The following is a 25,979-nucleotide window of genomic DNA, read 5'->3' on the forward strand; positions in this document are numbered from 1 at the left end:
GAAAAACTCGTTTTTCACCTCATGTTTTTTATGACAGCCGCCAAGGCGGCGCCAAGCGGCAAACGTTGCGGCGTCAAAGGTTTCCCTCTCCCCGACGCGCGTCGTCGCCGGAGCGGAAACCCGCTCCGGCGACGACTGCCGGACAGGTGGCTGTCCGCAAGCGTCAGCGGGTCTCGGCCGCCGGCGGCTGACCGGGGCCGCCCGGCATGCGCGGTCCACCCGGCATGCCATGGTGCGGCCTGCCCTTGCCCATACCCATGCCATGCCGGCCACGCGGACGGTCGGCAAAGGAAAGCGCGCCGTCGCCGTTGCGGTCCATGCGGCTCACCAGGTTCCTGGTCGGGCGCTCCGCCTCGTCCGTGGTCACGGCGAGATCACCGTTGCGGTCGAGGAACTGGAACATGCGGACAATGCGACCGTCGGCGCGCTCCAGCCAGATCGTGGAGAACTCGTCAAGCGTCAGGACCTTGTCGCCATTGGCGTCGGCCTTGGCGAAACGCTCCGCACGGGCGGCGCGAACCTCATCAGACGTGACCTTGCCGTCACCATCGGTGTCGAAGCGCTCCATGGCCGGGCCGTTGCGCTTGCCCCAGCGCTGGCCGCGCTTGTCGCCGCGCTCCTCGTCGTCATCACGCTCGTTCATCCGGTCGAGGCGAGACAGCATGCGCTCGGCACGCCGGTTGTATTCCTCCTCGGTGACCTTGCCGTCGCCGTCGCGGTCGAGGCGCTGGAAAGCCCGCACGCGCGGCGTGACCACGACCTCGGCATAAGCTGCCCTGAATTCCTCGAGCGTGACGCGGCCGTCGCCATCCTTGTCGGCGAGCTTGAAGAGTTCCTCGCGCTTGGCGTCGATCTCAGCCTGGGTGATCTTGCCGTCGCCATCGGTGTCGAAGATCTCGGCGAAGGTCATCATCATGCCCATGCGCTGCGGGCCGTGGTGACCGTGGCGCTTGCCCCAGCCGCGCTTGCCGTCCTTGTTGTGATGCCCGCCCTTGTGCATCCAGGACCGCTCCTGGCCCTGCTCGTTGCGCTTGCCGTCACGATCGGCGAAAGCGGGCATGGCGAAGGCGCCGGTCAGGGCTGCGGTGATCGCCACGAGGGCCAGATTGCGTACGGTTTTCATATCGAAACTCCTCATCGAATGTGAAATCGATGAGCAAGAGATAGGCGGCGCCTGTCGCAGAACTATGCCCGGATTGCCCCTGTTGTGTCGCAAGCTGTCGCCCTGCGCGGCTCCGTTACACCTCGATACAATTGGGATTTCCAAGCTGGCGGCGGTCTCGATAGATAGAAGGTGCAGGCCTTATGGATACGAGACACATGACCGAAAGCGGACACCACATCCTCGTCGTCGACGACCATCGCGACATCCGGGAATCGCTCGCGCGCTATCTGCGCAAGAATGGCCTGCGCGCCTCCGTCGCGGAAAATGCCGCCCAGGCACGCAAGTTCCTCAAGGCGGCGTCGGTGGATCTTGTCGTGCTCGATATCATGATGCCGGGCGAGGACGGTCTGTCGCTCTGCCGCCATCTCATGGAGAGCGAGGCGACGCCGGTCATCCTGCTCACTGCAATGGCGGAGGAAACCGACCGGATCATCGGCCTAGAGATCGGCGCAGATGACTACGTGACCAAGCCCTTCAATCCGCGCGAGCTGCTTGCTCGGGTTCGCGCGGTGCTGCGCCGCTCATCCCAGGTGCCAAAGGAACGCGACCCGGTGGAGGCGGAGCAACTTGCCTTTGCCGGATGGACACTGGACGTGCCGAAGCGGCTGCTCACCGGAGAGGACGGCGTCGCCGTGCCGCTTTCCACCGGCGAGTTCCAGCTCCTCGTGGCATTCCTGAAGCGTCCCCGCATGGTCCTGTCGCGCGACCAGCTTCTCGATCTCACTTCCGGACGCAGCCCCGGCGTCTTCGACAGGTCGATCGACAATCAGGTCAGCCGGTTGCGGCGGAAGATCGAAGCAGATCCGAAGACCCCGGAGCTGATCAAGACCGTCTGGGGCGGCGGCTACACATTCACCGCTGAAGTCGAGGACAGCACCGCATGAGCGCCCGCGCCCGCTTCCGCCTCTGGCCGCGCTCGCTGGCCGGCCAGCTTATCGCATTGCTGCTGATCGCCGTCGTCGGCGCGCAGCTCATCACCCTCTGGCTCTTCACCGACGAGCGCCGCGTCGCGCTGGTGGACCTTGCCCGCAACGTCATCCTGTCGCGCACGGGCTCGCTCGTGCGCTGGATCGACGCCTCGCCTCCCGACATGCACGACGACATTCTCGGGGCCGTGTCGAGCCCCTTCCTGCGGTTCTGGGTTGCCAGCGATCCGGCGCTTGCCCGCAGCGGTGATCGCCAAACCGACACGCGGCTGGCCGAAATGCTGAGCGAGGAAATCGGCGACGGGCGCGAGGTGAGGATCGACGTGGTGCGACGCCCGCCGATGCCCCCGAAGGGCATGTACCGGATCGGTGAGTCCGATGATGACGATGTTGACAGGGACGCACCGAAAAAGAGCGGAAAGCGCCATCACCGCTGGAAGGACGCGCCGACCTTGCTCACACTGTCGGTGTCGCTTTCCGACGGGCGCTGGCTCAATGGTGTCAGCCGCTTCCGCGTGCCCCGCAACACACTGACGCCGCTTCTCGTAACCGCCGGCCTGATGGCCGCGGCCATCGTTCTCGTCATCGCCTTCACCGTGCGCCGGCTGACGCGCCCCTTGCGCGACCTCTCGGCGGCTGCAGAGCGACTCGGGCGGGGGGAGGACGTCGATCCGCTCGTCGAACGCGGCCCCTCGGAAGTTCGCGGGACGATCCACGCGTTCAACGTCATGCAGGACCGGTTGACCCGTTTCGTGCGCGACCGCACCCGCATGCTTGGCGCGATCAGCCACGACCTCAGGACCCCGATCACCTCCTTGCGCATCCGCGCCGAGTTCATCGACGACGACGAGAACCGCGAGAAGATGATCGAAACACTCGACGAGATGCAACGCATGGTCGAGGCAACGCTTGCGCTTGCACGCGATGAAGCATCGCGCGAGGATGTCGCCCGCATCGACCTCGGCGAATTCCTGGAGGCCATCGTCGAGGACTACCGCGACATCGGACAGACGGTTTCCTTCGAAAAGCCGGGCCGACGCATCGTTTCGTCCTTCCGCCCCCTTAGCCTCAAGCGCGCCCTGCGCAATCTTGTCGAGAACGCCCTGCGCTACGGCAAGGGGACTGAAATCAAGCTGGAGGCAACCGCCGACACCCTCGCCATCACAGTCCTCGACAATGGCCCCGGCATCCCGGAAGATCGGCTTCAGGACGTGTTTGAACCCTTTGTCCGGCTGGAGGAATCCCGTTCGGAAGAAACGGGAGGGATCGGGCTTGGCCTGTCGATCACACGCTCCATCGTGCATGCACACGGCGGCACGCTGGTGTTGTCCAACAGGCCGGAGGGTGGGCTCTCGGCGCGCATCGTCCTGCCGATGGGCCGGACGGCGTGATCCAGGCGCTGCGAGCGTCCGGCTCAAGACTCCCCTGGCGAGGGACACCGCACGCACCATGTAAACGCGGAAGCGGATGGCGGCACCCGGCAACGACCGGACAGGCGGACGCGGATATGTCGTGAGCGAGTTCCCGCCAAGGCTTGCATTCATTTCCGAGAAAATCCAGAAATTCTGGCAAGATACGATTCGTCGACACGCTTATCGGGTGGGAGAGAGAAGATGGCAGAGCCCCCACAGGGCAGCAACTTCGGTCCGTTCATTCAGATGGTTCTCGAACGCAACCGCACATCACCCGACGAGCCGCTTCGACCGCCGCTTTCCAAGGAGAATTCCCGCCGCCGATCCGAGGGCGAAAAGCCTGAACGGCGCAGTGCGCCGCGTGCAAGGGGCGAAGCCGATGTCATGGTCCTGACCATGCGCGGCCCGGTCGCCGGCACGCTTGTCGACCTGAGCCTGACGGGTTGCAGCATCGAGGCCGACGAGCTTCCGAAACTCGCCATCAACGCCAGGATCGCGATCCTGGCGCACGGGCTCGAGATGCGCGCCGAGCGGCGCTGGGTGCACGGCGCAAGGTCGGGCTGGCGCTTCGTCTACAGCGAAACGGAACAGACCCGGCTCTCCGCCCTCCTGCCGCGACGCGCCGAGCGCTTCCCGCACCCCTTCACAACCCGCGCCTGAGCGCGGGCGGCAGGACCAGAGGCGGAAAGGTCGAAAGTCAGCCGCGCGCGGATGCCTTCACCTCGAGACGACGGGCGTGCAGGATCGGCTCGGTGTAGCCCGACGGCTGGCTCGTGCCTTTGAACACCAGATCGCAGGCCGCCTTGAAGGCAATGGAGGCGTCATAGTCCTTCGCCATCGGCCGATAGAGCGGGTCTCCGGCGTTCTGGCCGTCGACGACGGCCGCCATGCGCTTCATCGTTTCCATGACCTGCGCCTGAGTGCAAACACCGTGACGCAGCCAGTTGGCGATGTGCTGCGAGGAAATGCGCAGCGTCGCCCTGTCCTCCATCAGTCCGATATCGTTGATGTCCGGCACCTTGGAACAGCCGACGCCCTGGTCGACCCAGCGCACCACGTAGCCGAGGATGCCCTGGGCGTTGTTGTCGAGCTCGGCCTGGATCTCTTCCGCCGTCCAGTTCGGCCGCTCAGCGACCGGGATCGAGAGAATGTCGTCGAGGCTGGCGCGACCGCGCGTGGCCAGCTCCTTCTGCCGGGCGGCGACATCGACCAGATGATAGTGCAGCGCATGAAGGGTCGCGGCGGTCGGCGACGGCACCCAGGCGGTGGTGGCGCCCGCCTTCGGATGGCCGATCTTCTGCTCCAGCATCGCCTGCATCAGATCGGGCATGGCCCACATGCCCTTGCCGATCTGGGCGTGCCCCGGCAGGCCGCACTCGAGGCCCACGTCCACATTCGAGTTTTCATAGGCCTGGATCCACGCAGCCGACTTCATGTCGCCCTTGCGAATCATCGGGCCAGCTTCCATCGACGTGTGCATCTCGTCGCCGGTGCGGTCGAGGAAGCCGGTGTTGATGAAGCAGACGCGGGCGGATGCAGCGCGGATGCACTCCTTGAGGTTGACCGTGGTGCGGCGCTCCTCGTCCATGATGCCCATCTTGAGCGTGTTGGCGGCAAGGCCCAGCACCTTCTCGACGCGGGAGAACAGCGTCTGCGCGAAGGCGACCTCCTCCGGCCCGTGCATCTTCGGCTTGACGATGTAGAGCGAGCCCGCGCGCGAGTTGGCGCGCAGGCCGCCGCCATTGGCGCCACCGCTGCCGATGTCGTGCTTGGCGATCAGCGCCGTCATCATGGCATCGAGAATGCCCTCTGGGATCTCCCCGCCATCCTCGTCGAGAACCGCCGGCGTCGTCATCAGGTGACCGACGTTACGCACAAGCATCAGCGAACGGCCGTGGAGGGTGAGCGCGCCGCCTTGCGGGGTGGTGTAGGTTCGATCCCCCTCCATGCGCCGGGTGACCGTCTTGCCGCCCTTCTCGAAACTGGCGGACAGATCGCCCTTCAGCAGGCCGAGCCAGTTGCGATAGGCGACGACCTTGTCCTCGGCATCAACCGCGGCGACGGAATCCTCGCAGTCCATGATGGTGGAGACGGCCGCCTCCAGCACCACGTCGGCGATGCCGGCGGCATCCGCCTTGCCGATCGGGCTCGTGCGGTCGACCACGATCTCCAGGTGAAGGCCGTTCTTGGTGAGGAGCACCGCGTCGGGGGCGGCGGCATCGCCGCGATAGCCGGCGAACTGGCCCGCGTCCTTCAACGTCATCTCGCCGCCAGAGGAAGATGCGACCACAAGAGTGCCGTCACGCACGCAAAGCCCGGCGGCCTCCGCCCAGGAGCCGGACAGTGGGGCGCGCGCGTCGAGAACCTGGCGCGCATAGGCCACCACCTCTGCGCCGCGCGCGGCGTCATAGCCGCCCGGCTTCGGCAGGCTGCCCATGGCATCCGTGCCGTAGAGCGCATCATAGAGCGAGCCCCAGCGCGCATTCGCCGCATTGAGCGCGTAGCGGGCGTTGGTGATCGGAACGACGAGCTGCGGGCCTGCGAGCGTGGAGATTTCCGGGTCGACATCGGCGGTCGTCACGGCGAAGTCGCCGCCCTCTTCCACGAGATAACCAATCTCGCGCAGGAACGCGGTGTAGGCCTTTAGGTCGACAGGACCGGGATGCGCACGGTGCCAGTCGTCGATCTTCGCCTGAAGCTCGTCGCGGCGCGCAAGAAGCTCGCGGTTCACCGGTGCGAGGTCGCGCAGAATGTCCGCGAACCCGGACCAGAAGTCACCGGCTGCGACGCCGGTTCCCGGCAGTGCCTCCTTCTCGACGAAGTCGCGCAATTCGGGGGCAATCTTCAGGCCGGCGATTTCGATGCGATCCATGATGCGTCGTGCTCCTGGGACTCTGTCTGCTGAAACCTTGTGAAGGGTACGAGGCGGCACGCGGCCGAACGCCGGGCGCTTCGCGGCGGATGCCATTGGTCACGGCATCCGGTTTTGCGCATCATCGAAGAAAGAGCGCCTACCGGTCAATCCGTCACAAATCGAAAAGACTTCCTCCACAGGAGAAAAAATCACGCGCGCCAAGACACCGGGCCGACTTGCATCGCCCGTGGCGATTGGTCATACGATATGGCAACCGGGGACCTGCCGCACGGCCTGCCCCCTCCTCCTCACGTTGCCCGATGCGCGGGCATCCCCCAAGACGAGGGCCTGGAACCGCCGGGGTGCCGGCCGATCCGCTTGCGCCTCCTCGAGAAACCCGGTCGCAATTCGCCATGTCCCAGTCAGGCACGTCCCTCACCGCCCGCTTCTACGCTCAGCCGCTCGTGCTGCTCTTCCTCACGACGCTGTTCTGGGGCGGCAACGCGGTCGCGGGACGGCTGGTGATCGGCGAGGTCTCGCCGCTTGCGGTGGTGTTCCTGCGCTGGATAGCGGTATCGGGTCTGATGCTCGTTCTCTATGGGCGGCAATTGCGCGCCGAGATGCCCTTGCTGCGGCGTCACCTGCCGATGATCGTGGCGATGGGTGTTTGCGGTTTCACCGCCTTCAACTCCCTCTTCTATGTCGCCGCCCACAGCACGACCGCGGTCAATCTCGGCATCATCCAGGGCGCGCTGCCGGTCTTCGTCCTGATCGGGGCCTTCATCATCCTGCGCTCACCCATCGGCGTTCTGCAGATCGTCGGAGCGCTGGTCACGCTTTCCGGCGTCGCCCTGATCGCCAGCCAAGGCAATCTCGCCCGGCTCGCCGCCCTTCAGATCAACCCGGGCGACGGGCTGATGATCGTCGCCTGCCTGCTCTACGCGCTCTACGCGATCCTGCTGCGCAACCGGCCGGCGGTGTCCGGGATGGTGTTCTTCGCCGCACTCTCGGTCGTCGCGGCGATCTCGTCGGTTCCGGTCGTCGCTTCGGAGATCATCCAGGGCACGGTGCAATGGCCGACCGCCAAAGGCTGGCTTATCGTCGCCTATATCGCCATCTTTCCGTCCTTCATCGCGCAGATCTTCTTCATGCGCGGTGTGGAACTGATCGGGCCCGGACGTGCGGGTGTCTTTATCAACCTCGTTCCGATATTCTCTTCACTGCTCGCGGTGGGGCTTTTGGGCGAGCCATTCCATCTTTATCACGCAGCGGCGCTCGTCCTTGTTCTGGTCGGCATCGCGCTTTCGGAACGCACCCGCCGAAAGCCCACGACACAAGGCAAAGGGGCCGACGCTTGACCGACGCACCATCGATTTGCCGCAGAGCGGTCCGATAGGAGGTCCATGCAAGCGCCACTTTTCATCGCCGCCATAGCCGGCCTTCTTGTCGTCATATCGCTGATCGAACCGCTGGCACGACGCCTCGGGCTGGCGGCGTCCGTGCTTCTCGCCGTGGTCGGCGTTGGCATCGGAGCTGCTTCGGCCTGGCTCTACCACACGCCGCGCACAGACGTTTTCAACGAGATCGCGAGCGTTTTCGTCAATCTGCCGCTTAACTCGAGCGGCATTTTGAACCTGTTCCTGCCGGTGCTGCTGTTCCAGACCACGCTGACGCTCGACGTGCGGCGCATGGCGGAGGATGCAGGCGTCATCTTCGCCATGGCGGTGGTGGCGGTGCTGGTGGCGACAGTCTTCATCGGCGCGGCCCTTGCCCCGTTCGCCGGTCTCTCCCTGGTTGCCTGCTTGCTGCTTGGCTCCATCGTCGCCACGACCGATCCCGTCGCCGTCGTGGCCATCTTCCGAGACATCGGCGCGCCGGCCCGCCTCGGGCGGTTGGTCGAGGGTGAGAGCCTTCTCAACGACGCGGCGGCGATCGCGCTCTTCGTCATCCTGCTCGGCGTTCTCACTGGCGGCCAGACGCCGAGTGTGCTCGACGGATTGTCAATCTTCGGCTGGAGCCTGCTCGGAGGCCTGACACTCGGCTATCTGGGTGCCCAGACGCTCGTCCGCCTGCTGCCTGTCGTGCGCGAGTTCCGCCTGGCGCAGGTCACGTTGAGCGTGGCGCTGCCCTACCTCGTCTATGTGCTTGCCGAGCATGTGGCAGGCGTTTCCGGTGTCGTCGCGGTCGTGGCTGCGGGCATCGTCATCAATCTGGTCGGACCGACGCGTGTGAGCCCCGACGGCTGGACTTACCTCAACGACGTCTGGAACCAGATCGCCTTCTGGGCCTCGTCGCTGATCTTCATGCTCGCCTCGATCCTGATCCCCAAACTGCTGGTCGATGTCGGCTGGTCGGACCTCGGTCTGCTTGTCATCGTCATCGTCTCCGCGCTGGTCGCACGCGGCGTCGTGCTCTTCGGACTGTTGCCATTGATGTCCGCGCTGAAGCTGTCGCAACCGGTGAGCACACCGTTCAAGACCGTCATGCTGTGGGGCGGCATGCGCGGCGCGATCACCCTGACGCTGGCGCTCGGCGTCACCGAGAACGCGGCGATTGATCCGCAGGTTCAGCGCTTCGTCGCCGTTCTTGCCACCGGTTTCGTGTTGTTCACGCTGCTCGTCTACGGCACGACACTGAAACCCCTCATCCGCATCTTCGGCCTCGACAAGCTCGCCCCCATCGACGTGGCGCTGCGCTCTCAGGTGCTCGCCCTCGCCCTGGCGGAGGTGCGAGAGGGCATCTCTCGTGCCGCCAAGAGCTATGGCATGGCGCCCGAGATCGCCGAAAACGTCGATCGTCCCTACCGCCAGCGCCTGTCGAACGAAGCGGAAGGGGCCAGTGGCGCGGCCGAGATCCTCGACAGAGACCGGGTCACGCTCGGACTGGTCGCGCTGTCGAACCGGGAACGTGAGATCGTCCTGCGCCACTTGCTCCAGCGTACCGCCTCAAGCCACACGGCGGAGGTCATGCTCGCGAAGATCGGACGGATCGGCGATGCCGCGCGCTCCGGCGGACGCATCGAGTACAACCGCGCCGCGCGTGACGCGCTCGCCTTCCCCGCGACAATGCGGATGGCGCAATGGTGCCAGCGGCGTCTGATGTACGACCGCTGGCTCGCCCGCCTGCTCGCCGACCGCTACGAGATGCTGCTGCTGAAACGCATCGTACTCGACGAGTTGCTGGCCTTCACCGGCGAGAAGATCGAGCCGCTGCTCGGTCACCGTGTGACGGAGATCCTCACGGAGATCCTGCTGCATCGGCGCGAAGCGACCGTGACCGCGCTCGAGGCGCTCAGGCTCCAGTATCCCGACTACGCCGACAGTCTCGACCAGCGTTTCCTGCAAAAGGCGGCCCTGCGCATCGAGGAGGACGGATACCGCACGCTGTTCTCGCAGAACCTGATCGGCGCGGAGCTGTTCTCCAATCTTGCACAGACCGCGCACCATCAGCGCGCCCATGCCGACCGCCGTCCGAAGCTGGACCTCGGCATGCATACCGAGGAGCTTGCCGGCCAGCTCCCCCTCTTCCACGATCTCTCGCCGGAGCGCGTCCACGCGATCTCGAAACTGATGCAGCCGCGCTTTGCCGTTCCCGGAGAGACCATCATACGCAAGGGGGAGCACGGCGACACGGCCTATTTCATCTCCTCCGGCGCGGTAGAGGTGGTCACCGGACAACAACGCATCCGCCTCGGCCGCGGCGACGTCTTCGGCGAGATCGCGCTCCTGACTGGCGGGCTGCGGACTGCGGACGTTCACGCCCTCGGATATTGTCATCTGCTGGTGCTGACGCGCTCCGACTTCCGCGAACTGTTGCGCCGGGATCCAGATCTGCAGACGCAGATGAGCGTGATGGTCCGCGAGCGCCAGGCGATGAACGCGCAGGCAGTGGAAGACGCGGCAGCCGAGGACACATGAGGGACCGCGCGAGTCGAGTCCATGCGGTCGCTCGTCGTAATCACCATGCCGCGCGCCGGCAGTCGGCTCAGGACGACGGCGCGTCGCCGGTCTCCCGCTCGCTCCACATCTGGATACGCCGATAGATCGTCGAGGGACTGACCCGAAGCGCCTGGGCGGCGCGTGGGATGTTGCCACCGCATTGCTCGATGGCGCGTTCGATGGTGCGGCGAATGACCGTTTCCAGCGGTTCGATGGCATGCCGGGCGGACAGGCCTGACGGCTCCGCATCGACGATGGGCGGCGCGCCGGCCGACTGCAGGGTGGCCAGCGGAGCGACGACGGCCCTCGCCGCCTCTCTGACCAGGGCGGGCAGCATGGTTTCATCCATGACCTCGCCATCGTTGAGGACGACGGCCCGGCGGATGGCGTTTTGCAGCTGTCGGATGTTGCCTGGCCAGTCGCAGGCAAGCAGGGCCTGCTCGCAGCTTTCGCTGAAGCTGCGAAACCGCTTGTCATCCTCCGCCGAAAAGGCGGCCAGAAACTCCCGCGCGATCAGCAGTACGTCGTCCTCACGTTCGCGCAAGGGAGGCAGCTCCACCGGAACCACATGCAGGCGGTAGAAAAGGTCCTCGCGAAAACGCCCTTCCTCGACCTCGACCTGGGGATTGCGGTTGGTGGCGCAGACGATGCGCACATCGACCGGCCGCACGGCATCCTCGCCCACCCGCTGCACCGAGCGCTCCTGGAGCACGCGCAGCATCTTCGACTGCAGCTCGAGGTCCATCTCGCAAATCTCGTCAAGAAACAGCGTCCCCCCGTCGGCGGACAACATCGCTCCCAGCCTGTCCGACACAGCACCGGTGAAAGCGCCGCGGCCATGGCCGAAGATCTCGCTTTCGAGCATTCCCTTCGGAATGGCCGCGCAATTGATCGTGATCATCGGCCCCTTGGCCCTGCGGCTCATGCCATGGATCGCGGCGGCACACAGCTCCTTCCCCGTTCCGCTCTCTCCGGTGATGAAGATCGTGGCGTTGGTGGGGGCGGCATTGTGCAGGATGCGATAGACGGTGCGCATGGCGCGCGAACGGCCGATCATGCCGGCCAGACGGTCCGGCTCCTCGCTTTCGTCGGCCTCCGCAGCCAGTTCCTCGATGCGGTGAGCCATGCACACCCGGTCGAGAGCATTGCGCAAGGTGACCCTCAGCCGCTCGGCGGAAAACGGCTTCATGATAAAATCGTAGGCCCCCTCGCGCATGGCCTCCACGGCCATTTTGACAGACGCCTGACCGGTGACGAGCACAACTTCACAAGCCGCCCGGCGGCGCTTGATGTCACGCATCAGGTCGAGGCCGTTCCCATCGGGAAGGTTGACATCGATGACGATGACCGAAGGACAGGCCTCCTCGACCGCCTCCAGGGCGCTGGCGCAGTCAGGCGCGATCAGGACCTCGACGTCCTGCGGCTCGAGATAGGCGCGATAGGTCTCGGCGAGGGCACGTGTGTCCTCGACCAGCAAGACCTTGGGCCGGTTCGCTGTCATCCCCTTCAAAAACCACCCCTGTCGGCGGACGCCCGCTTTCTCGTGCGGTCAGCAAGGACCAGCGCCTGGCGCGGGTCTCGAGACGAGCCATCCATGTTTCTACCGGATTACCCAGGAAGCCGAAATTCCCAGTTTGACTATATAGCCATGCGTTTCCTCCGCGCGCCGATGCCCTGATCGCAAGCCAACTCCCGAAATCGTGCCCGAGAAGGCATGCCACCCGGCAAGGCCAACAGCTTGCGCTAAGGCAAGTATACGCCAGAAGAGCCCGAATAAAATTGACATGCCAACGTCAATTCGCCGCCCTGAGAGCGTTCAGGCAATGGTAGTTCTCACCATACGCACCGCCCCGGTGCGGCGCGCCGGCGCCAAGCGGCGCCTCACGGCTGCTGCCGCGGATCCGTTGGGGCGAGATCATCGGGAAGAACGATACCTGCCCGGGCGAGATTGTCGCGCAGGGACGCCCAGACCTCGGGCGAACCGATGGGAAGACAGTTTCCGATCCAACGAAAGATATCCGCGTTCTCCGGCCGGCTCGGCAGCACCCATCGATCGCGGATACGCTTGCACAGGCGCTCCCCCTGCTGCCGCGCGCCCTCGACGCCGCCCGTCATGACCAGCGCGGCCAGATGCCAGGCATCGCCGATGAGACAGGCGCCATGCGCCTTTTCCTGGGCCCGCACAGCCGCAGCCCCCTCCCCGCACAAGACCATCGTTCCCGCGAAGAGGTTCCACTGCAGCGGAGAAAAGGGAAGCCCGCGGTCGCGCACCCGAAGCGCGGTGCTGAGCGCCTCCGCCGAATGCCCGTTGCAGGCCAGGCCATAGGCAGCGGACAATGCGACCCAGGGGTCGCTGTCGTTCAGATCGAGCGCCTTTCGGTGATGGCGTTCGGCAATGCCGAACCGGCGTTGCAAGGCGGCGCTCCAGGAAAAACAGGAATGGGCGCGGCAATCGAACGGATCGAGGCCGAGCGCGGTTCCCGCAAGTGCGCTCGCGCGCTCCAACGAGCGATGGGAGTAGCTCGTGCCCGGAAACACCAGGTGACGTGCATTGATAACCTGGGCGAGGCCCGAGTAAGCCGGAGCGTAGCGCGGATGTTCCTCGATCAACGCGCTGAAGACCGCCTCGGCACGCAGCGAATCCTCGATACGCATGGAATTCAGCAGTCCGCGCCCGCGAAGCAGCCGGTCGTAAACATCGAGTTCCGCGTCCGGCAGGTTTGCCAGTTCCTGAAGCCGCTCGGCCGAGATATGGGCATTGGTGGCCATGGCGATCTCGCCGAGCAGCGAAAGCTGGCGCGACATCAGGACATCAAGAGGCACTTCCGAAGTCCGCCCCCAGACATAGTGCCCCGTCCTGTGGTTCTTCACGGTCACCGTATAGGCAGCCCGGTCCTCGGCGCGCATGGCGGCGACGCCGATGCGGTAGACAGGGATGCTCGAGCGTTCCAACTCGTCATCCACCGTGTCGATCACCGTCCACTCGCGAAAGCGAAGGAGGCGGGCAACGAGGTCGTAGCGGAAAACCTCCGCGAGCGGTCCGTCGCCGCCGGCGCGCATCACCGCGCTCACCGGATCGACCACCACGACAAGATGCCCGTCAGCGCTACGGCCGGCGGAAGACCGGCCAGCCGGCCGCGCAGGAGGAAGAGGCGCGGCGGCGGGAGCCTCCGCGAACCCCGGCTGCCCGGAGGCGGTCGCCTCCGACGCAAGATCGAAGTGTTCGGGGAAGCGCCCGAGCTTAATCTCGACGATCAGTGCCTGGGTCTCGCTGGAGGGTTGGGTGTCGAATTCCTCCTCCAGGACATTCCAGAGGTCTTCGTAGGCGCGAAGCGCCGTCGCATAGTCCCCGTTCGCGGCACGCGCCCTGATGAAGGCACGGCAGGCCGGTTCGTGAGTCGGATCCAGATTGAGAAGCGCGAGGGCCGCATCCTCGACCCGACTCAAGTCGCCGTCGACCGCCGCGATGCGAGGTTCCAGCAGGCCGCGCAACTCGTCGTGCAACTGTTGTCGCCGCACCCGCAGCCATGCGGTGAACGGTTCCGCCAGCACCTCCCCTCCCTCGAACAACCGCTCGGACAGCCGCCGCTCGTGCAGCAGGCGCGGAGGCAACCTGTCTCCCGGCTTGAGCAGGACATCGACGTCCGTTCTGACCCGCGCCAGGTCGACGGCGATCGCCTGCTTGTCACTCGACAGTCCGTCGAAACCAAGGGTTTCGAGATTGCGCCGGAGGATCAGCAGCGTCTGACGCAGCGAGGACCGCGCGTGGTGCTCCGAACTGTCTTCCCAGAACAGATTGGCTGCGGCTTCTCGCGGCAAGTGGCCGTCCGGCGACAGGCACAGGCGCGCCAGCAGCCCCTCGGCCTTGCGCGAGCGGAAGGTGACCGGAATTCCGTCAACGGCAAACCGGGGAGCGCCAAGCACGACGACATCGAGCACCGGCCCACTGCGAGCGGTTTCAGAGCGCGACGGCGCGCCCTGCGCGCGTCTGGTTCGCCGGTCTTCCAAGCTATTTCCCCCCGCCGCCCGTAATTCGCCGCGAGCCTGGAACACCCGGTCGACGTTGCCTCATCCCGGTCCGGCGGCGCACCTGCCAAATGCGACCTTCCACCCAAGGCTGAGAAAATCACGGACAGATAACGCTAATTGGTGTTGCATCCGAATAACAAGCAATTGTTGCAATCGGTATCGACTACAAGCGCCTATGCGACCGTGGGGAGACCGGCCCCGCAGTCATAAAAGACATATGAATCAGTTCGTTGCCTTCTCCTTCAGGAGGAACGACGCGTTCTTGGGTCGGCCGCTCGGCCAACCCCGCACAGGTGCCATCGAAACGGCAAGGTCGAGGCCGGCCTCGCTGAGAGGCGTCCGTTTCGATGCACGGCGAGCTTTGGAAGCCTTTTCGGTTTCAGCTCACACGTGACCCAACTGGGCCGGGGAATTTCCCCCGGCCCGTTTTTCCCGCCACCAGCACAAGAGGCTGGAACGGGGGGGCTTGCGGAAAATGCCCTTCATCGCTTTGGGTAGGGAGCAAGCCGCCAGAATTGTGGGGAGCAGAATCGCCCGACGACGCGGCGCTGTAATTGCGCATTCGACGGGCAACGGGTTTTCAGTAGATGCTTTTGGGAGGAAATTCAGAAGGATCGGCCACCCGCACGCGATACTCGCGGCGGGTGGTCTTTTTTGTCGAACTGACTGCCCCGGGCAATCGCCTCAGGCCACGTGCACTTTCGTGTCCTCGCCCTGCAACCGTCGAATATCGGAGAAGAAGTCGCGGATATCCTTGGTGATGGACTTGGCGTGCCCCTGAAGGTCGGACGAGACCACAAGGAAGCTTGTGGCCGCACCCTCCGTCTTCTCGATCGCATCGCTCACACTCGAGACATTTCGGTTGAGAGTGGAGGTTCCCTGGGCCGCCTGCTGCACGTTGATCGAGATCTCGCGCGTCGCCGCACCCTGCTCCTCGACCGCGGCTGCAATTGCAGCGGTAAGACTGTCGATCTCGCCCACAGTCGAGGCAATCGACCCGATGGTGGCAACCGCGCGCGTCGTCGCGGCCTGCACCTCCGACACCTGCTTGGCGATGTCCTCGGTTGCCTTGGAAGTCTGGCCGGCCAGCTGCTTCACCTCCTGCGCGACGATGGCGAAACCGCGCCCCGCCTCGCCGGCGCGCGCCGCCTCGATGGTGGCGTTCAGCGCCAGCAGGTTGGTCTGCTCGGCAATCGCCTGGATCAGGCCGATCACATCGCCGATCTTCTGGGCGGTGACCGAGAGCAGGCCGACCTCGGAAGAGGCGTTGTCCGTGATTCCGGTGGCGCGGCGGGCAACGTCGGAAGCTCCGGAGATCTGACGCGCGATCTCGACGATCGAGCTGGCCAGTTCCTCGGCCGCGGCCGCAACCGTCTGGACGTTGCAACTGGTCTGCTCGGACACCGCAGAGGCGGACAGGGCCTCCTCCGACGCGGCGTTTGCCACAGCCTTCAGATTTCCGGCGCCGGCGCCGACCTGATCGGCGGTATTGCCGACGGCCTGCAGCGCACCATCCACCTTGACCTGGAAGCGGTCGACAGCTTCCTTCAGGGTCTTGGTCCGGTTCTCCTGCGCCTCCATCAGAATCTCTTGATAGGTGGAGATCGCATAGTCGAGATCGAGCATGACCGCACGGTTCATCGCCTGGATCGTCACCGTCAGGCGCTTCGGCGACAAGCGGTACTTTCGCACCACGATCGCGACAAGTTCGTTCAGGACAAACTGATAGCCGGCGATGTACCAGCGCGGCTCGAGGCCGATACGGACGTGAGCCCGCCCGATCCGGTTGATGCTGTCGACATATTCCTGGTCGAACGCGGCGTGAAACAGACGCCCCCAATGGGCTTTCTGCGCGCTCTCCAGCGAGGCTTGTCGGCTGCCGACCAGATTCTTCAACGCAGGCTCGGACATGACGTGCTTGTAAAAGCGACGCAAAATGTCGTCCAGATGCGCTTCCACCACAGGCCAGAGCGCGCGAAGGCAGTCTCTGGTTTCATCGGTAATGCAGGCAAAGGAGACGCGACGCCCGACTTGCTCAATTTCTGTTTTCGACATCTGGGGGGCCTCTATTCAATTCCGAAAACAAGTTTCCCCTATATTTCTTGAGATTCGACTAATTTTTGCCAGCCCTTCCGTAGGGTTTTTAAAAAACAAACCACAACAACCAATCGCACGAAGATCAAAATAATCCTTTGAAATCAAATGCATAAAAGCGAGACCCAAAATTCCCACGCGAAAATCTCCCCAAAGGCCGCACTGCCGCTGCGTTCCAGGATACCCCCGAAAAATGAATACTGACACAGAAAATCAAAAACCCGCAGACTTACGCAATTTACCGAAAATATTCATTTAAATATGAAAGAAAGCTCCTGCAATCGCAGCAGGAAATCTGCAACAGCGAATTCATGTCGCAATAAAACGGAATTAAGGGCGCGCTGCCGGCAAAGCCATTGGTGGAAACTCCGGCCGAGGCAGCGCTCGGAAACTGGCTGGGGCGGCAGGATTCGAACCTGCGCATGACGGTACCAAAAACCGTTGCCTTACCACTTGGCGACGCCCCACCGTTTGCGGTCGCCTGTATAGCCAGCAGCCATCGGAGACGCAAGCACGGCATTGTCATGGCCACCTTCCCCGACGGCGCGAACAAGCACCTACCGGCGGCAACGCCTGTCATCCACAGGCTGATTCAATTTCGAGGCAACGTCGGGCTTGCAGTCGCAAAATCATGGTGCTAATAACCCGCCACACAGACGAAATGCCTGCGGCGGCGACGCTCGACACGGCAGGTTTTCTGAAAATGTCGGAGTGTAGCGCAGCCTGGTAGCGCACCTCGTTCGGGACGAGGGGGTCGCAGGTTCAAATCCTGCCACTCCGACCATTATTTGAAGACATCTAGTTGTGCACTGTAAGTGGACCTCCTGTCGTCCCAGCAGAAACACACCATCGCTGATACGGTTCCTGGAGGTCACGCACCCTAGGTCCTCTTGCCAGTCAGCGTAGATCGCTGCCCCCCCATATCAAGAAACACGGCTCACGACCCTTGTTTGGGTATTTTTCGGCGACCCTAACGCTGGCCCGCCGAATCCTGCGGAACCTGCCGCGCGAATTCTTGCCCGCACAAAGATCCTTGCCGACAACGATGATTTTTAACTTCGTACCGTCGGCGGGGAGCTGCACCCAACAATCATGCCATTGCAGGCGAGACTACGAAAAGCAGGTTTTCCCGGCGCGAGCAGAACATTGCCCCCTCCGCGCGTGCAATCGCGGTCAAATGTCTTCAGCAGCCAAGCTTGCCCCCAGCCCCTTGCCCTGGCTCTCACGACATCTCAGCCCGGACCTATCCCTCGCCCTCCTGTCACGCCTCAAGCTGCGCTTCCTCGGGAACCGGGTGCACAAGCCGAGCACTGACCGCAATTCGGTTCCAGATGTTTATCGTGCCTATGGCTATGGTCAGCTGCGCGACTTCGGTCTCGGAGAAAACGGAGCGAACTGCATCGAATGCAGCGTTCGGGACACCCGTTTGGGCAATCAACGTGACGCTTTCGGTCCATTCCAGCGCGGCGCGGTCCCTGTTGTCGAAAAAGGGAGATTCACGCCAGACCGACACCAGATGCAGCGTTTGCGGATCCAGCCCGTCCGCGAGAGCTTCCTTGACGTGCAGATCGACGCAGAACGCGCATCCGTTGATCTGCGAGGCGCGCAGCTTGACCAGATGCAGCAAGCGACTGCTGATGCCGGATTTCTTCACCACCCCATCCAACTGCGCGACGGCGCGGTAGAGTTCGGGGGCGAGTTGCGCGATGTTGAGTCTGGGTTGCATGACAGGTCCTTCAGATATCGGCTTACCGCTAATCATGGATATATTATATCCATGATTAGCGGATGCAACCCTCATGATCCGCGGAAGGTGGGAGAAACTGAATGAGGCGATTGAGCGATGGGGTCGAGGCTGCGTTGCACTGCGCGTTGGTGCTCACCGGCCTGCCGGACGGAAAAGTTCTGCCCGGCAAGAGCCTGGCCGAACTTCACGGCGTCTCGGAGACCTACCTGCTCAAGCACCTTCGCGCCCTGACGGCAGCCGGAGTGATCAGGGCGTTGCCGGGTCCGCGTGGCGGCTATCGGCTGTCGCGCGCACCGGCGAGCATCACGTTGCTCGACATAGTGGAAGCCATTGACGGTCGTGAACCCGCCTTCCTTTGTCGTGAAATCCGGCGTCGTGGCCCTGAACAGACCAAGGACCCTTGCGCGTACAAAACAGACTGCTTCATCAAATCTCGCATGCTGGCGGCGGAAGACGCCTGGCGGGACGCCCTTCGTGTTCAAACGCTCGCCGATCTGGTGCGTGACGGGGAGACATTGATTGACGAACGCAACAAGGAAGCCATCTCCGCTTTCGTACAAAACGCGCAGCGTTAAGCTCTCCCGCTTTCGCCCCTCCCCTTTTCCAAGCTGTCGCCTTGCGGTTCAGCGGTGGCGCGGGCGCAGGAAAAGCATGGGGAAATAGCCTGCCGCGAAGAGCAGATAGGCGAGCGACCAGCAGCCGGCCGCGCCGTGAAACAGAGGCATCGCCTCCTGCGGGACAAAACCGGCGAGCACACGGGCGAGCGCGCCTGCGAAAACCAGCACAAAGATCGCCAGCTCCAGCCGCCCGGCGACAAGTCCCCTGCCGGAGTGTCCCCGGCTTGCGCGTGTCATGACCGCAAGCGTCATCATGCCCACCGTACCGGCTGTCCACACATGCACCATGGCCAAGGGGTCGATCGCGGCAACGCCGAGCACGCCGGCTCCGACCAGCAGGAAGCCGGCGGGAATCGTGGCATAGGCCGCGTGCAGCACGAAGAGCAGCGGCTCGCTGCGGGTGGCAAGGCCACGCCAGCGAGCAACGCGCACGCTGTTTGCAAGGCCTGCGAGGACAAGAAGTACGCCGGTTGCGCCCGCCTCCGGCCAGGCGATCCAGCTTACCAGGGCAATGACGGACATAAGCATGGCACTGCCATCAACGCGCGAAAAGGGCGCGGGAAGCCGGTCGCTGCCACGCATCATCAGCCAGTTTCGCGTGAAAGCCGGAATGATCCGGCCACCCACAAGCATGATCATGGCCAGCACGACGGCCACGGCCGCGCGGAGTGAATGATCGGCGGCGCCGGCAAGCGCGCTTTCCAGATGGAAGCAGGCATTTGTCAGGCCAAAGACCGCGACCAGAGCGACAATGCGCAGGTTGCGATAGTTCCCTCCGGCGATCACCTCGCGTGCAAACACAAAGACCAGTGCCAGCGGGAAAAGCATGTCGAGGGCCGCAGCAAGCCAGGGGCCGAGCAGAGCGGACGTCGAGACGGCGACGCGGCCGATCACCCACAGAACAACGAGCGCGAACAGCAAGCCTCCGCTTACCAACGGCCGTCCCGTCCAGTTGCTGACCGCCGTGAGCGCAAATCCCGCGATGATTGCCGAAACTCCGCCGAAAAGCAGCGTATGGACATGCCATTCGACCGGCAGGAAGCGGGTTGGCACTTCAAGACTGCCGGAAAATACCGGGAGCCACACCAGTATGCTCGCGACCATTGCGATGGCTCCGAGAAAGAAGAACGGCCGGAAGCCGCCGGAGAGCCAATAGGCATCGGCGAAAGGGAAGGCAGCACGGTCGGCGTGCGGGAGGGCCTGCGACATTGGGTGATGCCTCGAGCGTTTCGTGGAGTGGAACAAGACGGCAGGCGTGGCGAAATGCCCGTCACTGCCGCCTTCAGCGGAAGGACCGGGCTCATGCGCCCGGCCCTTGCCGAAGGATCAAAGACCGCCGAGCAGGGTCTCGAACTTCTTGCCTGCCCGGCCGGGGTTCTTAACCGCCTTTACCTCGGCGAGATTGACCGGCTCGCCGACGACGACCGCCGCCACCATACCCATGGCGAAATGTGGCTTGCACTTGATGCCGTAGACCCCCGGGGTGTCGAAGGTCACCGTCACATCCTTGCTCATCTTGCCGGCAAAGGGCTCCGCGCCTTGCGGGATCATGCCCTTGATCGTCTCGGCGTTGTGACCCGGATTGGTCGACACGAAGCGAACCGTGTCCCCAGGGGCGATCTGAAGGAGGTCGGGTTCAAAAACCATGACGCCCGTCGCCCCCTTGTTGAGCATCTTCACTTCGTGCTCCGCAGCCTGAGCCACGCCCATCATCGCGACGAGACCGGTGGCGAGCGCAAGGGTGAAAATCCTGATCCTGTTCATCTTCCTGCTCCGAATTTGGTTTCCGGGGGACTTTCCCGCGGGGGCGGGCTCGCAAAGCCCCGTCCCTTTCTGTCTAGCGCCCCGCGCCTTTGCGAACGTTGTGCGAGCGCAAACTCGGGGCGACTTGAAAGATCAGGGCAGCTTGAAGAAGTTGACGATCTCGACGCGGTCACCGCTCGCCTCGTCAATCAGGGCAAACGTTAGGTCACCCGCGAGGTCGGGAGTTCCCGCGACGGTGACGCGAAGCTGGCGTGACTGGCCCGCCTCAAGCGGGATCACCGCGATCCCGTCGTCGAACTTGCCTTCACCGACCACGCCGAGCACCAGCGGCGCCTGTCCATTCACCTCGAGACGAAGCCCGCCCGAACCCTGCGAGACACGCGACAGGCGAACCTCATAGGCGTTGCGAATGCGCCCCTCCGACAATGCCACGGCGATGGGATTGCGCTCGTGCGCGACCGTCATCGAGATCGTCGAGCGGGTCGAGACGGAAACAACAACCGTCGCGAGGATCGCGACCAGCGCCACCGTGAGGGCTACGATCTTGGGCCTGACCAAGCGGACGGGCTTGCGCGCCGAACCGGAGCGGCCGCGCTCGATGTTGGTCCAGGCTTCATAGTCGATGAGCCCGCGCTCGCGGCCGACCTTCGACATGGTGGAGTCGCAGGCATCGACACACAGTCCGCAGTTGATGCAGGCGAGATTCGGTCCCTCGCGAATGTCGATGCCCATCGGACAGACTTGGACGCAAGCCATGCAGTCAACGCAATCGCCGGCCGGCTCGCCAAGAGCGCGTGCGGCAGCCGCCTTCTTGACCGACATCCGCTCTTCACCGCGATAGTCGCGGTAAGCGACGACGAAGGCATCCTCATCCCAGACGGCGCCCTGCAGGCGGGGCCAAGGGCACATGTAGGTGCACATCTTCTCGCGCGCGAAGCCGGCCAGTGCATAGGTCGTGAGCGTCAACGTGAGAATGGCACCATAGGCGGCGACCGAGGCCTCGCCCGCAAGCGCCTGGGAGATGAATGTCGGCGCATCGACAAAATAAAGCACGAAGGCTCCACCCGTGCCGATGCCGATGGCAAGCCAGATCACATGCTTGAGGCTCTTGCGAAGGACCCGGCCGACAGTCATCGGCAGATGCATCTGCCGAAGTTGCTCCCGGCGGTCGCCCTCGAGCCAGCGCTCCGTCAGCAAGTAAAGGTCCGTCCAAACCGTCTGCGGGCAAAAATAGCCACACCAGATACGTCCGGCGATCACGTTGGTGAGCACCAGCATGATCGTCGCGGCGACCAGAACCGCCGTCAGATAGTAGAGCTCCTGCGGGCGGATCTCGAGAGCGAAGAGGAAGAAGCGAACATGCGCGAGGTCGAACAACACCGCCTGCCCCGGAAGCTCCGCCCCGCGATCCCAGCGCAGGAACGGCACGGTGTAGTAGACCGCAAGGCACAGGACGACCATCACCCACTTGAGGCGCCGATAGAAACCGGACACCGACTGCGGCACCACCGGCTCGCCCGTCTGGGCGGGCGGGCGCACAATCGGCTTTCTGCGACGCGTCGGCCTCGCCGCCGCAGTCGGTGACGCGGCCGGCAGCGTGGCGGTCACGGCTTCGGATTTCAGGAAGTCTGCGGGGATATAGGTCATTCAGGTCTCCACGGCCGGAGCCGTCCGCAAGGAGGGCCGCGACGGGGACCGGTGGTAAAACGGGGGGCACCGGTCTCCAAAAGTGCTGGAGACCACACTAGGAAACGTTCGCCGCCACTTCTTTGTGCTGGAACAAACTGAAAAGCGATCCGGCGCACCGCCGGCGGAGGCGATGCCTCAAAGCCCGATCCAGCTACGCAGGCGACTGAAGGCACCCTGCTCCTCGCGCACCAGACGGATGCCGAGGTTCGAGGGCGGAATGCCGACCGAGCAGGCCCCGGCCTTCGGGTCGCGGATGAACGCCGTCATATAGGCGCGGTGGCTCCCCTCCGCGATCCGTGCGCCGCAGTTCTCGTGGCTCGTCATTGCGCCGGTTTGCGGGTCGATGCGGGTTCGCACATAGCAGGTACTTGTCCATTCCCAGACGTTTCCGGACAGGTCGTAGAGGCCGTTCTCATTGACGCCAAAACTGCCGAGCGGACGGGGATGAGGGTTGGGCGCACGTGCCCGGGCCGCCTCTTCCTGATATTCCTGCAACCACCGGAGAGCGGGGTTGGCAGGATCGTCAACACCCTGGAACGCGTCGTCGGAAAAGCGCGATCCGGCGGCAAGCGCCCATTCGACATCGCTCGGCAAGCGCCAGCGATCGCCGGTCCTGCGGCTCAGCCATTCAGCGTAGGCGACCGCATCGTCCCAGTTCACACCGACGACCGGCAGGTCCGCTGCCTGGTCGGAAGCGAGCGCGACACACGCCCCATCCTCGACGCAAAGCCGGTACTCTCCCGCAGTTACCTGCCGCTTCATGATCTCGAACGGCTCATCCGCCACCAGCGTGACGAGGGCGCCATTGACCGCTCTCTCGCCCTTCAGGAACTCGCCCGGCTGCCTGTATTCAACCCGCACACCCTCGATGCGCACGCGCTCGGGGAGCTCAATCTCACCGGCCAACGTTGTCACGGGCGCGATGGATACCAACAGGCAGGCAAGTGTTCGAATGAAACGCGGTTCCATGGCAGGACGCCTTTCGCGGAGGGTTGGGCCGCCCCACCGCGGGGCAGCCCTGCCTTCAATTGACCAACCACCACCTCACTGGACAACAATCGGACCGGGTGCGCTGATCTGTGTCATCAGGTCGTCGTCCCAGTCGCCCTCGACCGTGACATGCCCCGTCGCGCCGAGTTCGGCCGCCTCGATCAGGTTGTGGTTGACATAGGCGTAGATGCCCGGCTGCAGGAAGGTGTAGAGCGCCGCTGCCGCGCTGCCGCCGCGCACGAACCAGGTCTCCTGATCACGCTGCGGGAGGTTGGCGAACTTGCCGTTCTCCCAGACCCAGTCGCCATGGCCACCGATCAGGTGCGGACGGGTGTCCCGGTTGGCAGTGCTGTGGATGAAGAGCACCGTCTCGCCGACCTTCGCCTTCATCGCGTTGTCGCCGGTCAGCGATCCCTTGGCGCCGTTGAAGACGACATGGGTCGGGATCAGGCCACGCATCACCTCGATGGTATCGGCGAAAGCATCGCCAGCGCTCTCATAGGTCTTGTAGTTGCCGTCCTCGTCCCGCGGGATATAGAGGTCGAACTCGCCGATGGTATAGATGCGGTCATAGCGGACCGGGTTGCCGTCGCCGTCCTTGAGCCCGTCGCGCGGCAGTACCATCAGAGCGCCGCTCATGCCGCTGACCACATGCCAGGGAACCATGCCCGGAGGGGCGCAGTGATAGACAAAGGTGCCGGTGCGGGTCGCCTTGAAGCGCAGCGTCGCCTGTTCGCCCGGATTGACGAGCGTCAGTTGCGCGCCACCCAGAGCGCCTGTGGCGGCGTGGAAATCGATGTTGTGCGGCATCGAGTTGGCTTCGGGATTGATCAGCGTCAGCTGGACATAGTCGCCCTCGTGCACCACCATGGTGGGACCGGGCATCGATCCATCGAAGGTCATGGCCTGGAAGGTCGTGCCTTCGTCGTCGACGACAACCGTCTTTTCCTCAATGGTCATGGTGAACTCGACCACTTTCGGAGCGCCTGTCGCAACCTGATCATGCTCCATGACGAACGGCGGACGCAGGAGCTTGGCCTTGACATGCTCGAGCGTGTCGGCGCTCTTGTCCGGGCCGGTGTAGCTGACTGTCCGAGCCTCCTCGGCGACAACCGGGGTGGCAGCCAGAAGTGCAGCTGCGGCGGTGCCGATGAGTGCGGTGCGGCGGGTGATCATGGCTGTGTCCTTTCGTGTCGTCGGTCGTTATCGACGCCACGACTGAACACCACGTCGCGGTTTCCCTATTTGAGAAAACGCAAACAAGATCGACATTCGGCCCGGATTTCTCAGGAAGTGCCGTTGCCGGGAACAGAAACTGCAAGGAACCCTTACGGGAGATTACACATGCCGCAAGGGAATCTCGACCGCTCGCTGATCCGCGACCTCACGATCTTCCAATCGATGGGCGAGGAAGATCTCGACGCTGTTCTGGCGATGGCCGTGTCGCGACGCTTCGCGCCCGGCGCCTCTGTCTTCGAGCAGGGATTTGAGGCGAAGGAGTTCTTCGCGCTACTGCACGGCAGACTCAAGGTCGTGCAGACGACACCGAACGGCCAGCAGGTGGTGGTCCGCCACGTCAGCCCCGGCGATATCTTCGGCATCGCCAAGGCGATGCGGCGCACGGATTATCCAGCGACAGCGCTTGCGGTCACGGACAGCATCGCGCTGGTCTGGCCGTCGAGCCAGTGGGACAGCTTCATCGCCAGAAGCCCCGTGCTCGCGATGAACGCGCTGCAGACGGTGGGTCAGAGACTGCAGGACGCCCACACCCGCATTCGCGAACTCTCGACGGAGGAAGTCGAGCGACGCGTCGCGCATGCGCTCCTGAGGCTCGTCAATCAGGCCGGGCGGAAAACCGAGGACGGCATCCTGATCGATTTTCCGGTAACCCGGCAGGACATTGCCGAGATGACCGGAACGACATTACACACCGTCAGCCGGGTAATGACAGCCTGGGAGGGCAAGGGCCTCGTCTCCAGCGCGCGCAAGAAGGTTGTCGTGTGCGATGCTCACAAGCTTTTCATGATCGCAGAACGTCAGACCTAGCGGGGCGGAGCGCCCTGCGGCTCCCCTAGTGCGACAGCTTCATCGTCACGATGCCGGCAATAATGAGCAGGGCAGCCACGACACGCTGCGGCGAGATTGCCTCGCCCAAAAACAACACGCCGACGCAGAAGGCGCCCACGGCTCCAATGCCCGTCCAGACCATATAGGCGGTGCCGAGCGGGAGATCGCGCATCGCAAGCGCGAGCAGGCCGAACGAGCCCAGCATCGCAACGATCATGACCAAGGTGGAGGGAAGATGGGTGAACCCTTGCGATTGCTTCATCGCATAGGCCCAGACGACCTCGAGCAGGCCAGCAACGAACAGAAGACCCCAGGACATAGCATCCCCGTATGCGGGCCGTCCCGAGCGCTATACCCACCATGGGTGGAGGTCGTCCTCTCCGCCAGCAGATAAACCACCCTTCACCGCCTGGCAAGAGGTGACGACGCCTCAGAGGGCACCCTCCCCTCGCGCCATCGCCAGGTTGAGATCCTCGATGAACCGGGGGAGCGCGACACCGTGCTCGCGGCAGGCCTCTTCGAGGTCGTGAAGACGCGCGACCGGGCAGCCGACGCACATCATGCGGTGACTTAGAAAGACGGCGATCGTCGCGCTGTGCGTTGCCATGAGCTCGCCAACGATGGTTTCAGCGCCGATCGGCAGCAGATTTTTCCTGACCATTCGAATGCTCCTCGCAGCTTGCAGGC

General features: G+C 64.0%; 20 protein-coding genes and 2 tRNA genes. 8 read left to right on the forward strand and 14 right to left on the reverse strand.

Annotated features, from left to right (window positions below; all coding sequences use genetic code 11):
• Positions 1-163 precede the first annotated feature (163 nt).
• Complete coding sequence (locus ACN0WF_RS15865; RefSeq protein WP_417773753.1) at positions 164-1,123, reverse strand: EF-hand domain-containing protein; 960 nt, start codon at positions 1,121-1,123, stop codon at positions 164-166.
• A 197-nt stretch (positions 1,124-1,320) separates the two neighbouring features.
• On the opposite strand from ACN0WF_RS15865, the gene ACN0WF_RS15870 reads away from it, so the two are divergent.
• The 3 genes from ACN0WF_RS15870 (at position 1,321) to ACN0WF_RS15880 (ending at position 4,163) form a co-directional block, all read left to right on the forward strand.
• Positions 1,321-2,049, forward strand: coding sequence for a response regulator (locus ACN0WF_RS15870; RefSeq protein ID WP_417773754.1), 729 nt, complete (start codon positions 1,321-1,323; stop codon positions 2,047-2,049).
• On the forward strand, positions 2,046-3,482 hold the full coding sequence (locus tag ACN0WF_RS15875) for an ATP-binding protein (protein WP_417773755.1): 1,437 nt from the start codon (positions 2,046-2,048) through the stop codon (positions 3,480-3,482). The genes ACN0WF_RS15870 and ACN0WF_RS15875 overlap by 4 nt, the downstream gene beginning before the upstream one ends.
• 222 nt (positions 3,483-3,704) lie before the next feature.
• Complete coding sequence (locus ACN0WF_RS15880) at positions 3,705-4,163, forward strand: PilZ domain-containing protein (RefSeq protein WP_417773756.1); 459 nt, start codon at positions 3,705-3,707, stop codon at positions 4,161-4,163.
• Between the two features lie 37 nt (positions 4,164-4,200).
• Here the strand turns inward: ACN0WF_RS15880 and ACN0WF_RS15885 are convergent, their stop codons facing one another.
• Positions 4,201-6,378 (reverse strand): malate synthase G, encoded by a 2,178-nt coding sequence (locus ACN0WF_RS15885; protein ID WP_417773839.1) that lies wholly within the window; start codon positions 6,376-6,378, stop codon positions 4,201-4,203.
• Between the two features lie 392 nt (positions 6,379-6,770).
• Between ACN0WF_RS15885 and ACN0WF_RS15890 the strand changes: the two genes are divergently transcribed.
• Both ACN0WF_RS15890 and ACN0WF_RS15895 read left to right on the forward strand, forming a co-directional pair.
• Entirely contained in the window at positions 6,771-7,715 is a 945-nt protein-coding gene (locus ACN0WF_RS15890) for a DMT family transporter (RefSeq protein ID WP_417773757.1), read from the forward strand.
• A gap of 45 nt (positions 7,716-7,760) precedes the next feature.
• Positions 7,761-10,274: a cation:proton antiporter gene (locus ACN0WF_RS15895; RefSeq protein WP_417773758.1), complete on the forward strand. Its 2,514-nt coding sequence runs from the start codon at positions 7,761-7,763 to the stop codon at positions 10,272-10,274.
• Positions 10,275-10,341: 67 nt separating this feature from the next.
• Here ACN0WF_RS15895 and ACN0WF_RS15900 read toward each other — a convergent pair whose 3' ends face one another.
• The 4 genes from ACN0WF_RS15900 to ACN0WF_RS15915 all read right to left on the reverse strand — a co-directional run bounded on the left by ACN0WF_RS15900 (position 10,342) and on the right by ACN0WF_RS15915 (position 16,885).
• Complete coding sequence (locus ACN0WF_RS15900) at positions 10,342-11,796, reverse strand: sigma-54-dependent transcriptional regulator (protein WP_417773759.1); 1,455 nt, start codon at positions 11,794-11,796, stop codon at positions 10,342-10,344.
• Between the two features lie 380 nt (positions 11,797-12,176).
• On the reverse strand, positions 12,177-14,303 hold the full coding sequence (locus ACN0WF_RS15905; protein WP_417773760.1) for a BTAD domain-containing putative transcriptional regulator: 2,127 nt from the start codon (positions 14,301-14,303) through the stop codon (positions 12,177-12,179).
• Between the two features lie 705 nt (positions 14,304-15,008).
• The gene (locus tag ACN0WF_RS15910) at positions 15,009-16,379 is read right to left on the reverse strand and encodes a protoglobin domain-containing protein (RefSeq protein ID WP_417773761.1); all 1,371 of its coding nucleotides are present in this window, start codon (positions 16,377-16,379) and stop codon (positions 15,009-15,011) included.
• A gap of 431 nt (positions 16,380-16,810) precedes the next feature.
• Positions 16,811-16,885, reverse strand: a tRNA-Gln gene (locus tag ACN0WF_RS15915).
• A gap of 240 nt (positions 16,886-17,125) precedes the next feature.
• Between ACN0WF_RS15915 and ACN0WF_RS15920 the strand changes: the two genes are divergently transcribed.
• Positions 17,126-17,202: transfer RNA gene (locus tag ACN0WF_RS15920), tRNA-Pro, on the forward strand.
• A gap of 477 nt (positions 17,203-17,679) precedes the next feature.
• Here the strand turns inward: ACN0WF_RS15920 and ACN0WF_RS15925 are convergent.
• Positions 17,680-18,144, reverse strand: a complete 465-nt coding sequence (locus tag ACN0WF_RS15925; RefSeq protein ID WP_417773762.1) for a carboxymuconolactone decarboxylase family protein — start codon at positions 18,142-18,144, stop codon at positions 17,680-17,682.
• A gap of 101 nt (positions 18,145-18,245) precedes the next feature.
• Between ACN0WF_RS15925 and ACN0WF_RS15930 the strand changes: the two genes are divergently transcribed.
• Positions 18,246-18,740: an Rrf2 family transcriptional regulator gene (locus tag ACN0WF_RS15930; RefSeq protein WP_417773763.1), complete on the forward strand. Its 495-nt coding sequence runs from the start codon at positions 18,246-18,248 to the stop codon at positions 18,738-18,740.
• A gap of 48 nt (positions 18,741-18,788) precedes the next feature.
• Here ACN0WF_RS15930 and ACN0WF_RS15935 read toward each other — a convergent pair whose 3' ends face one another.
• From ACN0WF_RS15935 to nirK, 5 genes are all read right to left on the reverse strand, one after another.
• Positions 18,789-19,991, reverse strand: coding sequence for an NnrS family protein (locus ACN0WF_RS15935; RefSeq protein ID WP_417773764.1), 1,203 nt, complete (start codon positions 19,989-19,991; stop codon positions 18,789-18,791).
• A gap of 117 nt (positions 19,992-20,108) precedes the next feature.
• Positions 20,109-20,546, reverse strand: coding sequence for a pseudoazurin (locus tag ACN0WF_RS15940; protein ID WP_417773765.1), 438 nt, complete (start codon positions 20,544-20,546; stop codon positions 20,109-20,111).
• A gap of 132 nt (positions 20,547-20,678) precedes the next feature.
• The gene (ccoG, locus tag ACN0WF_RS15945; protein WP_417773766.1) at positions 20,679-22,193 is read right to left on the reverse strand and encodes a cytochrome c oxidase accessory protein CcoG; all 1,515 of its coding nucleotides are present in this window, start codon (positions 22,191-22,193) and stop codon (positions 20,679-20,681) included.
• A 177-nt stretch (positions 22,194-22,370) separates the two neighbouring features.
• Positions 22,371-23,204, reverse strand: a complete 834-nt coding sequence (locus tag ACN0WF_RS15950) for an SUMF1/EgtB/PvdO family nonheme iron enzyme (protein WP_417773767.1) — start codon at positions 23,202-23,204, stop codon at positions 22,371-22,373.
• 75 nt (positions 23,205-23,279) lie between these two features.
• Positions 23,280-24,401, reverse strand: coding sequence for a copper-containing nitrite reductase (gene nirK, locus ACN0WF_RS15955; protein ID WP_417773768.1), 1,122 nt, complete (start codon positions 24,399-24,401; stop codon positions 23,280-23,282).
• A gap of 168 nt (positions 24,402-24,569) precedes the next feature.
• On the opposite strand from nirK, the gene ACN0WF_RS15960 reads away from it, so the two are divergent.
• Positions 24,570-25,271 carry a Crp/Fnr family transcriptional regulator gene (locus tag ACN0WF_RS15960; RefSeq protein ID WP_417773769.1) on the forward strand — a complete coding sequence of 234 codons (702 nt, stop codon included), beginning with the start codon at positions 24,570-24,572 and terminating at the stop codon, positions 25,269-25,271.
• 25 nt (positions 25,272-25,296) lie between these two features.
• Here the strand turns inward: ACN0WF_RS15960 and ACN0WF_RS15965 are convergent, their stop codons facing one another.
• Both ACN0WF_RS15965 and ACN0WF_RS15970 read right to left on the reverse strand, forming a co-directional pair.
• A complete protein-coding gene (locus ACN0WF_RS15965) occupies positions 25,297-25,611 on the reverse strand; it encodes a DMT family transporter (protein ID WP_417773770.1) in 315 nt (104 codons plus the stop codon).
• A gap of 111 nt (positions 25,612-25,722) precedes the next feature.
• A complete protein-coding gene (locus ACN0WF_RS15970; protein ID WP_417773771.1) occupies positions 25,723-25,953 on the reverse strand; it encodes a DUF1858 domain-containing protein in 231 nt (76 codons plus the stop codon).
• Positions 25,954-25,979 lie beyond the last annotated feature (26 nt).

Source organism: Stappia sp., assembly GCF_048268045.1.
GTDB lineage: Bacteria > Pseudomonadota > Alphaproteobacteria > Rhizobiales > Stappiaceae > Stappia.

Excerpts from the sequence above, each read along its gene's own strand:
- ACN0WF_RS15940 (WP_417773765.1), bottom strand. The coding sequence starts at position 20,546 with ATGAACAGGATCAGGATTTTCACCCTTGCGCTCGCCACCGGTCTCGTC.
- ACN0WF_RS15870 (WP_417773754.1), top strand. The coding sequence starts at position 1,321 with ATGACCGAAAGCGGACACCACATCCTCGTCGTCGACGACCATCGCGAC.
- ACN0WF_RS15950 (WP_417773767.1), bottom strand. The coding sequence starts at position 23,204 with ATGGAACCGCGTTTCATTCGAACACTTGCCTGCCTGTTGGTATCCATC.
- ACN0WF_RS15875 (WP_417773755.1), top strand. The coding sequence starts at position 2,046 with ATGAGCGCCCGCGCCCGCTTCCGCCTCTGGCCGCGCTCGCTGGCCGGC.
- ACN0WF_RS15900 (WP_417773759.1), bottom strand. The coding sequence starts at position 11,796 with ATGACAGCGAACCGGCCCAAGGTCTTGCTGGTCGAGGACACACGTGCC.
- ACN0WF_RS15935 (WP_417773764.1), bottom strand. The coding sequence starts at position 19,991 with ATGTCGCAGGCCCTCCCGCACGCCGACCGTGCTGCCTTCCCTTTCGCC.
- ACN0WF_RS15970 (WP_417773771.1), bottom strand. The coding sequence starts at position 25,953 with ATGGTCAGGAAAAATCTGCTGCCGATCGGCGCTGAAACCATCGTTGGC.
- ACN0WF_RS15890 (WP_417773757.1), top strand. The coding sequence starts at position 6,771 with ATGTCCCAGTCAGGCACGTCCCTCACCGCCCGCTTCTACGCTCAGCCG.
- ccoG (WP_417773766.1), bottom strand. The coding sequence starts at position 22,193 with ATGACCTATATCCCCGCAGACTTCCTGAAATCCGAAGCCGTGACCGCC.
- ACN0WF_RS15865 (WP_417773753.1), bottom strand. The coding sequence starts at position 1,123 with ATGAAAACCGTACGCAATCTGGCCCTCGTGGCGATCACCGCAGCCCTG.
- ACN0WF_RS15930 (WP_417773763.1), top strand. The coding sequence starts at position 18,246 with ATGAGGCGATTGAGCGATGGGGTCGAGGCTGCGTTGCACTGCGCGTTG.
- ACN0WF_RS15880 (WP_417773756.1), top strand. The coding sequence starts at position 3,705 with ATGGCAGAGCCCCCACAGGGCAGCAACTTCGGTCCGTTCATTCAGATG.
- ACN0WF_RS15895 (WP_417773758.1), top strand. The coding sequence starts at position 7,761 with ATGCAAGCGCCACTTTTCATCGCCGCCATAGCCGGCCTTCTTGTCGTC.
- ACN0WF_RS15960 (WP_417773769.1), top strand. The coding sequence starts at position 24,570 with ATGCCGCAAGGGAATCTCGACCGCTCGCTGATCCGCGACCTCACGATC.
- ACN0WF_RS15925 (WP_417773762.1), bottom strand. The coding sequence starts at position 18,144 with ATGCAACCCAGACTCAACATCGCGCAACTCGCCCCCGAACTCTACCGC.
- ACN0WF_RS15965 (WP_417773770.1), bottom strand. The coding sequence starts at position 25,611 with ATGTCCTGGGGTCTTCTGTTCGTTGCTGGCCTGCTCGAGGTCGTCTGG.
- nirK (WP_417773768.1), bottom strand. The coding sequence starts at position 24,401 with ATGATCACCCGCCGCACCGCACTCATCGGCACCGCCGCAGCTGCACTT.
- ACN0WF_RS15910 (WP_417773761.1), bottom strand. The coding sequence starts at position 16,379 with ATGTCGAAAACAGAAATTGAGCAAGTCGGGCGTCGCGTCTCCTTTGCC.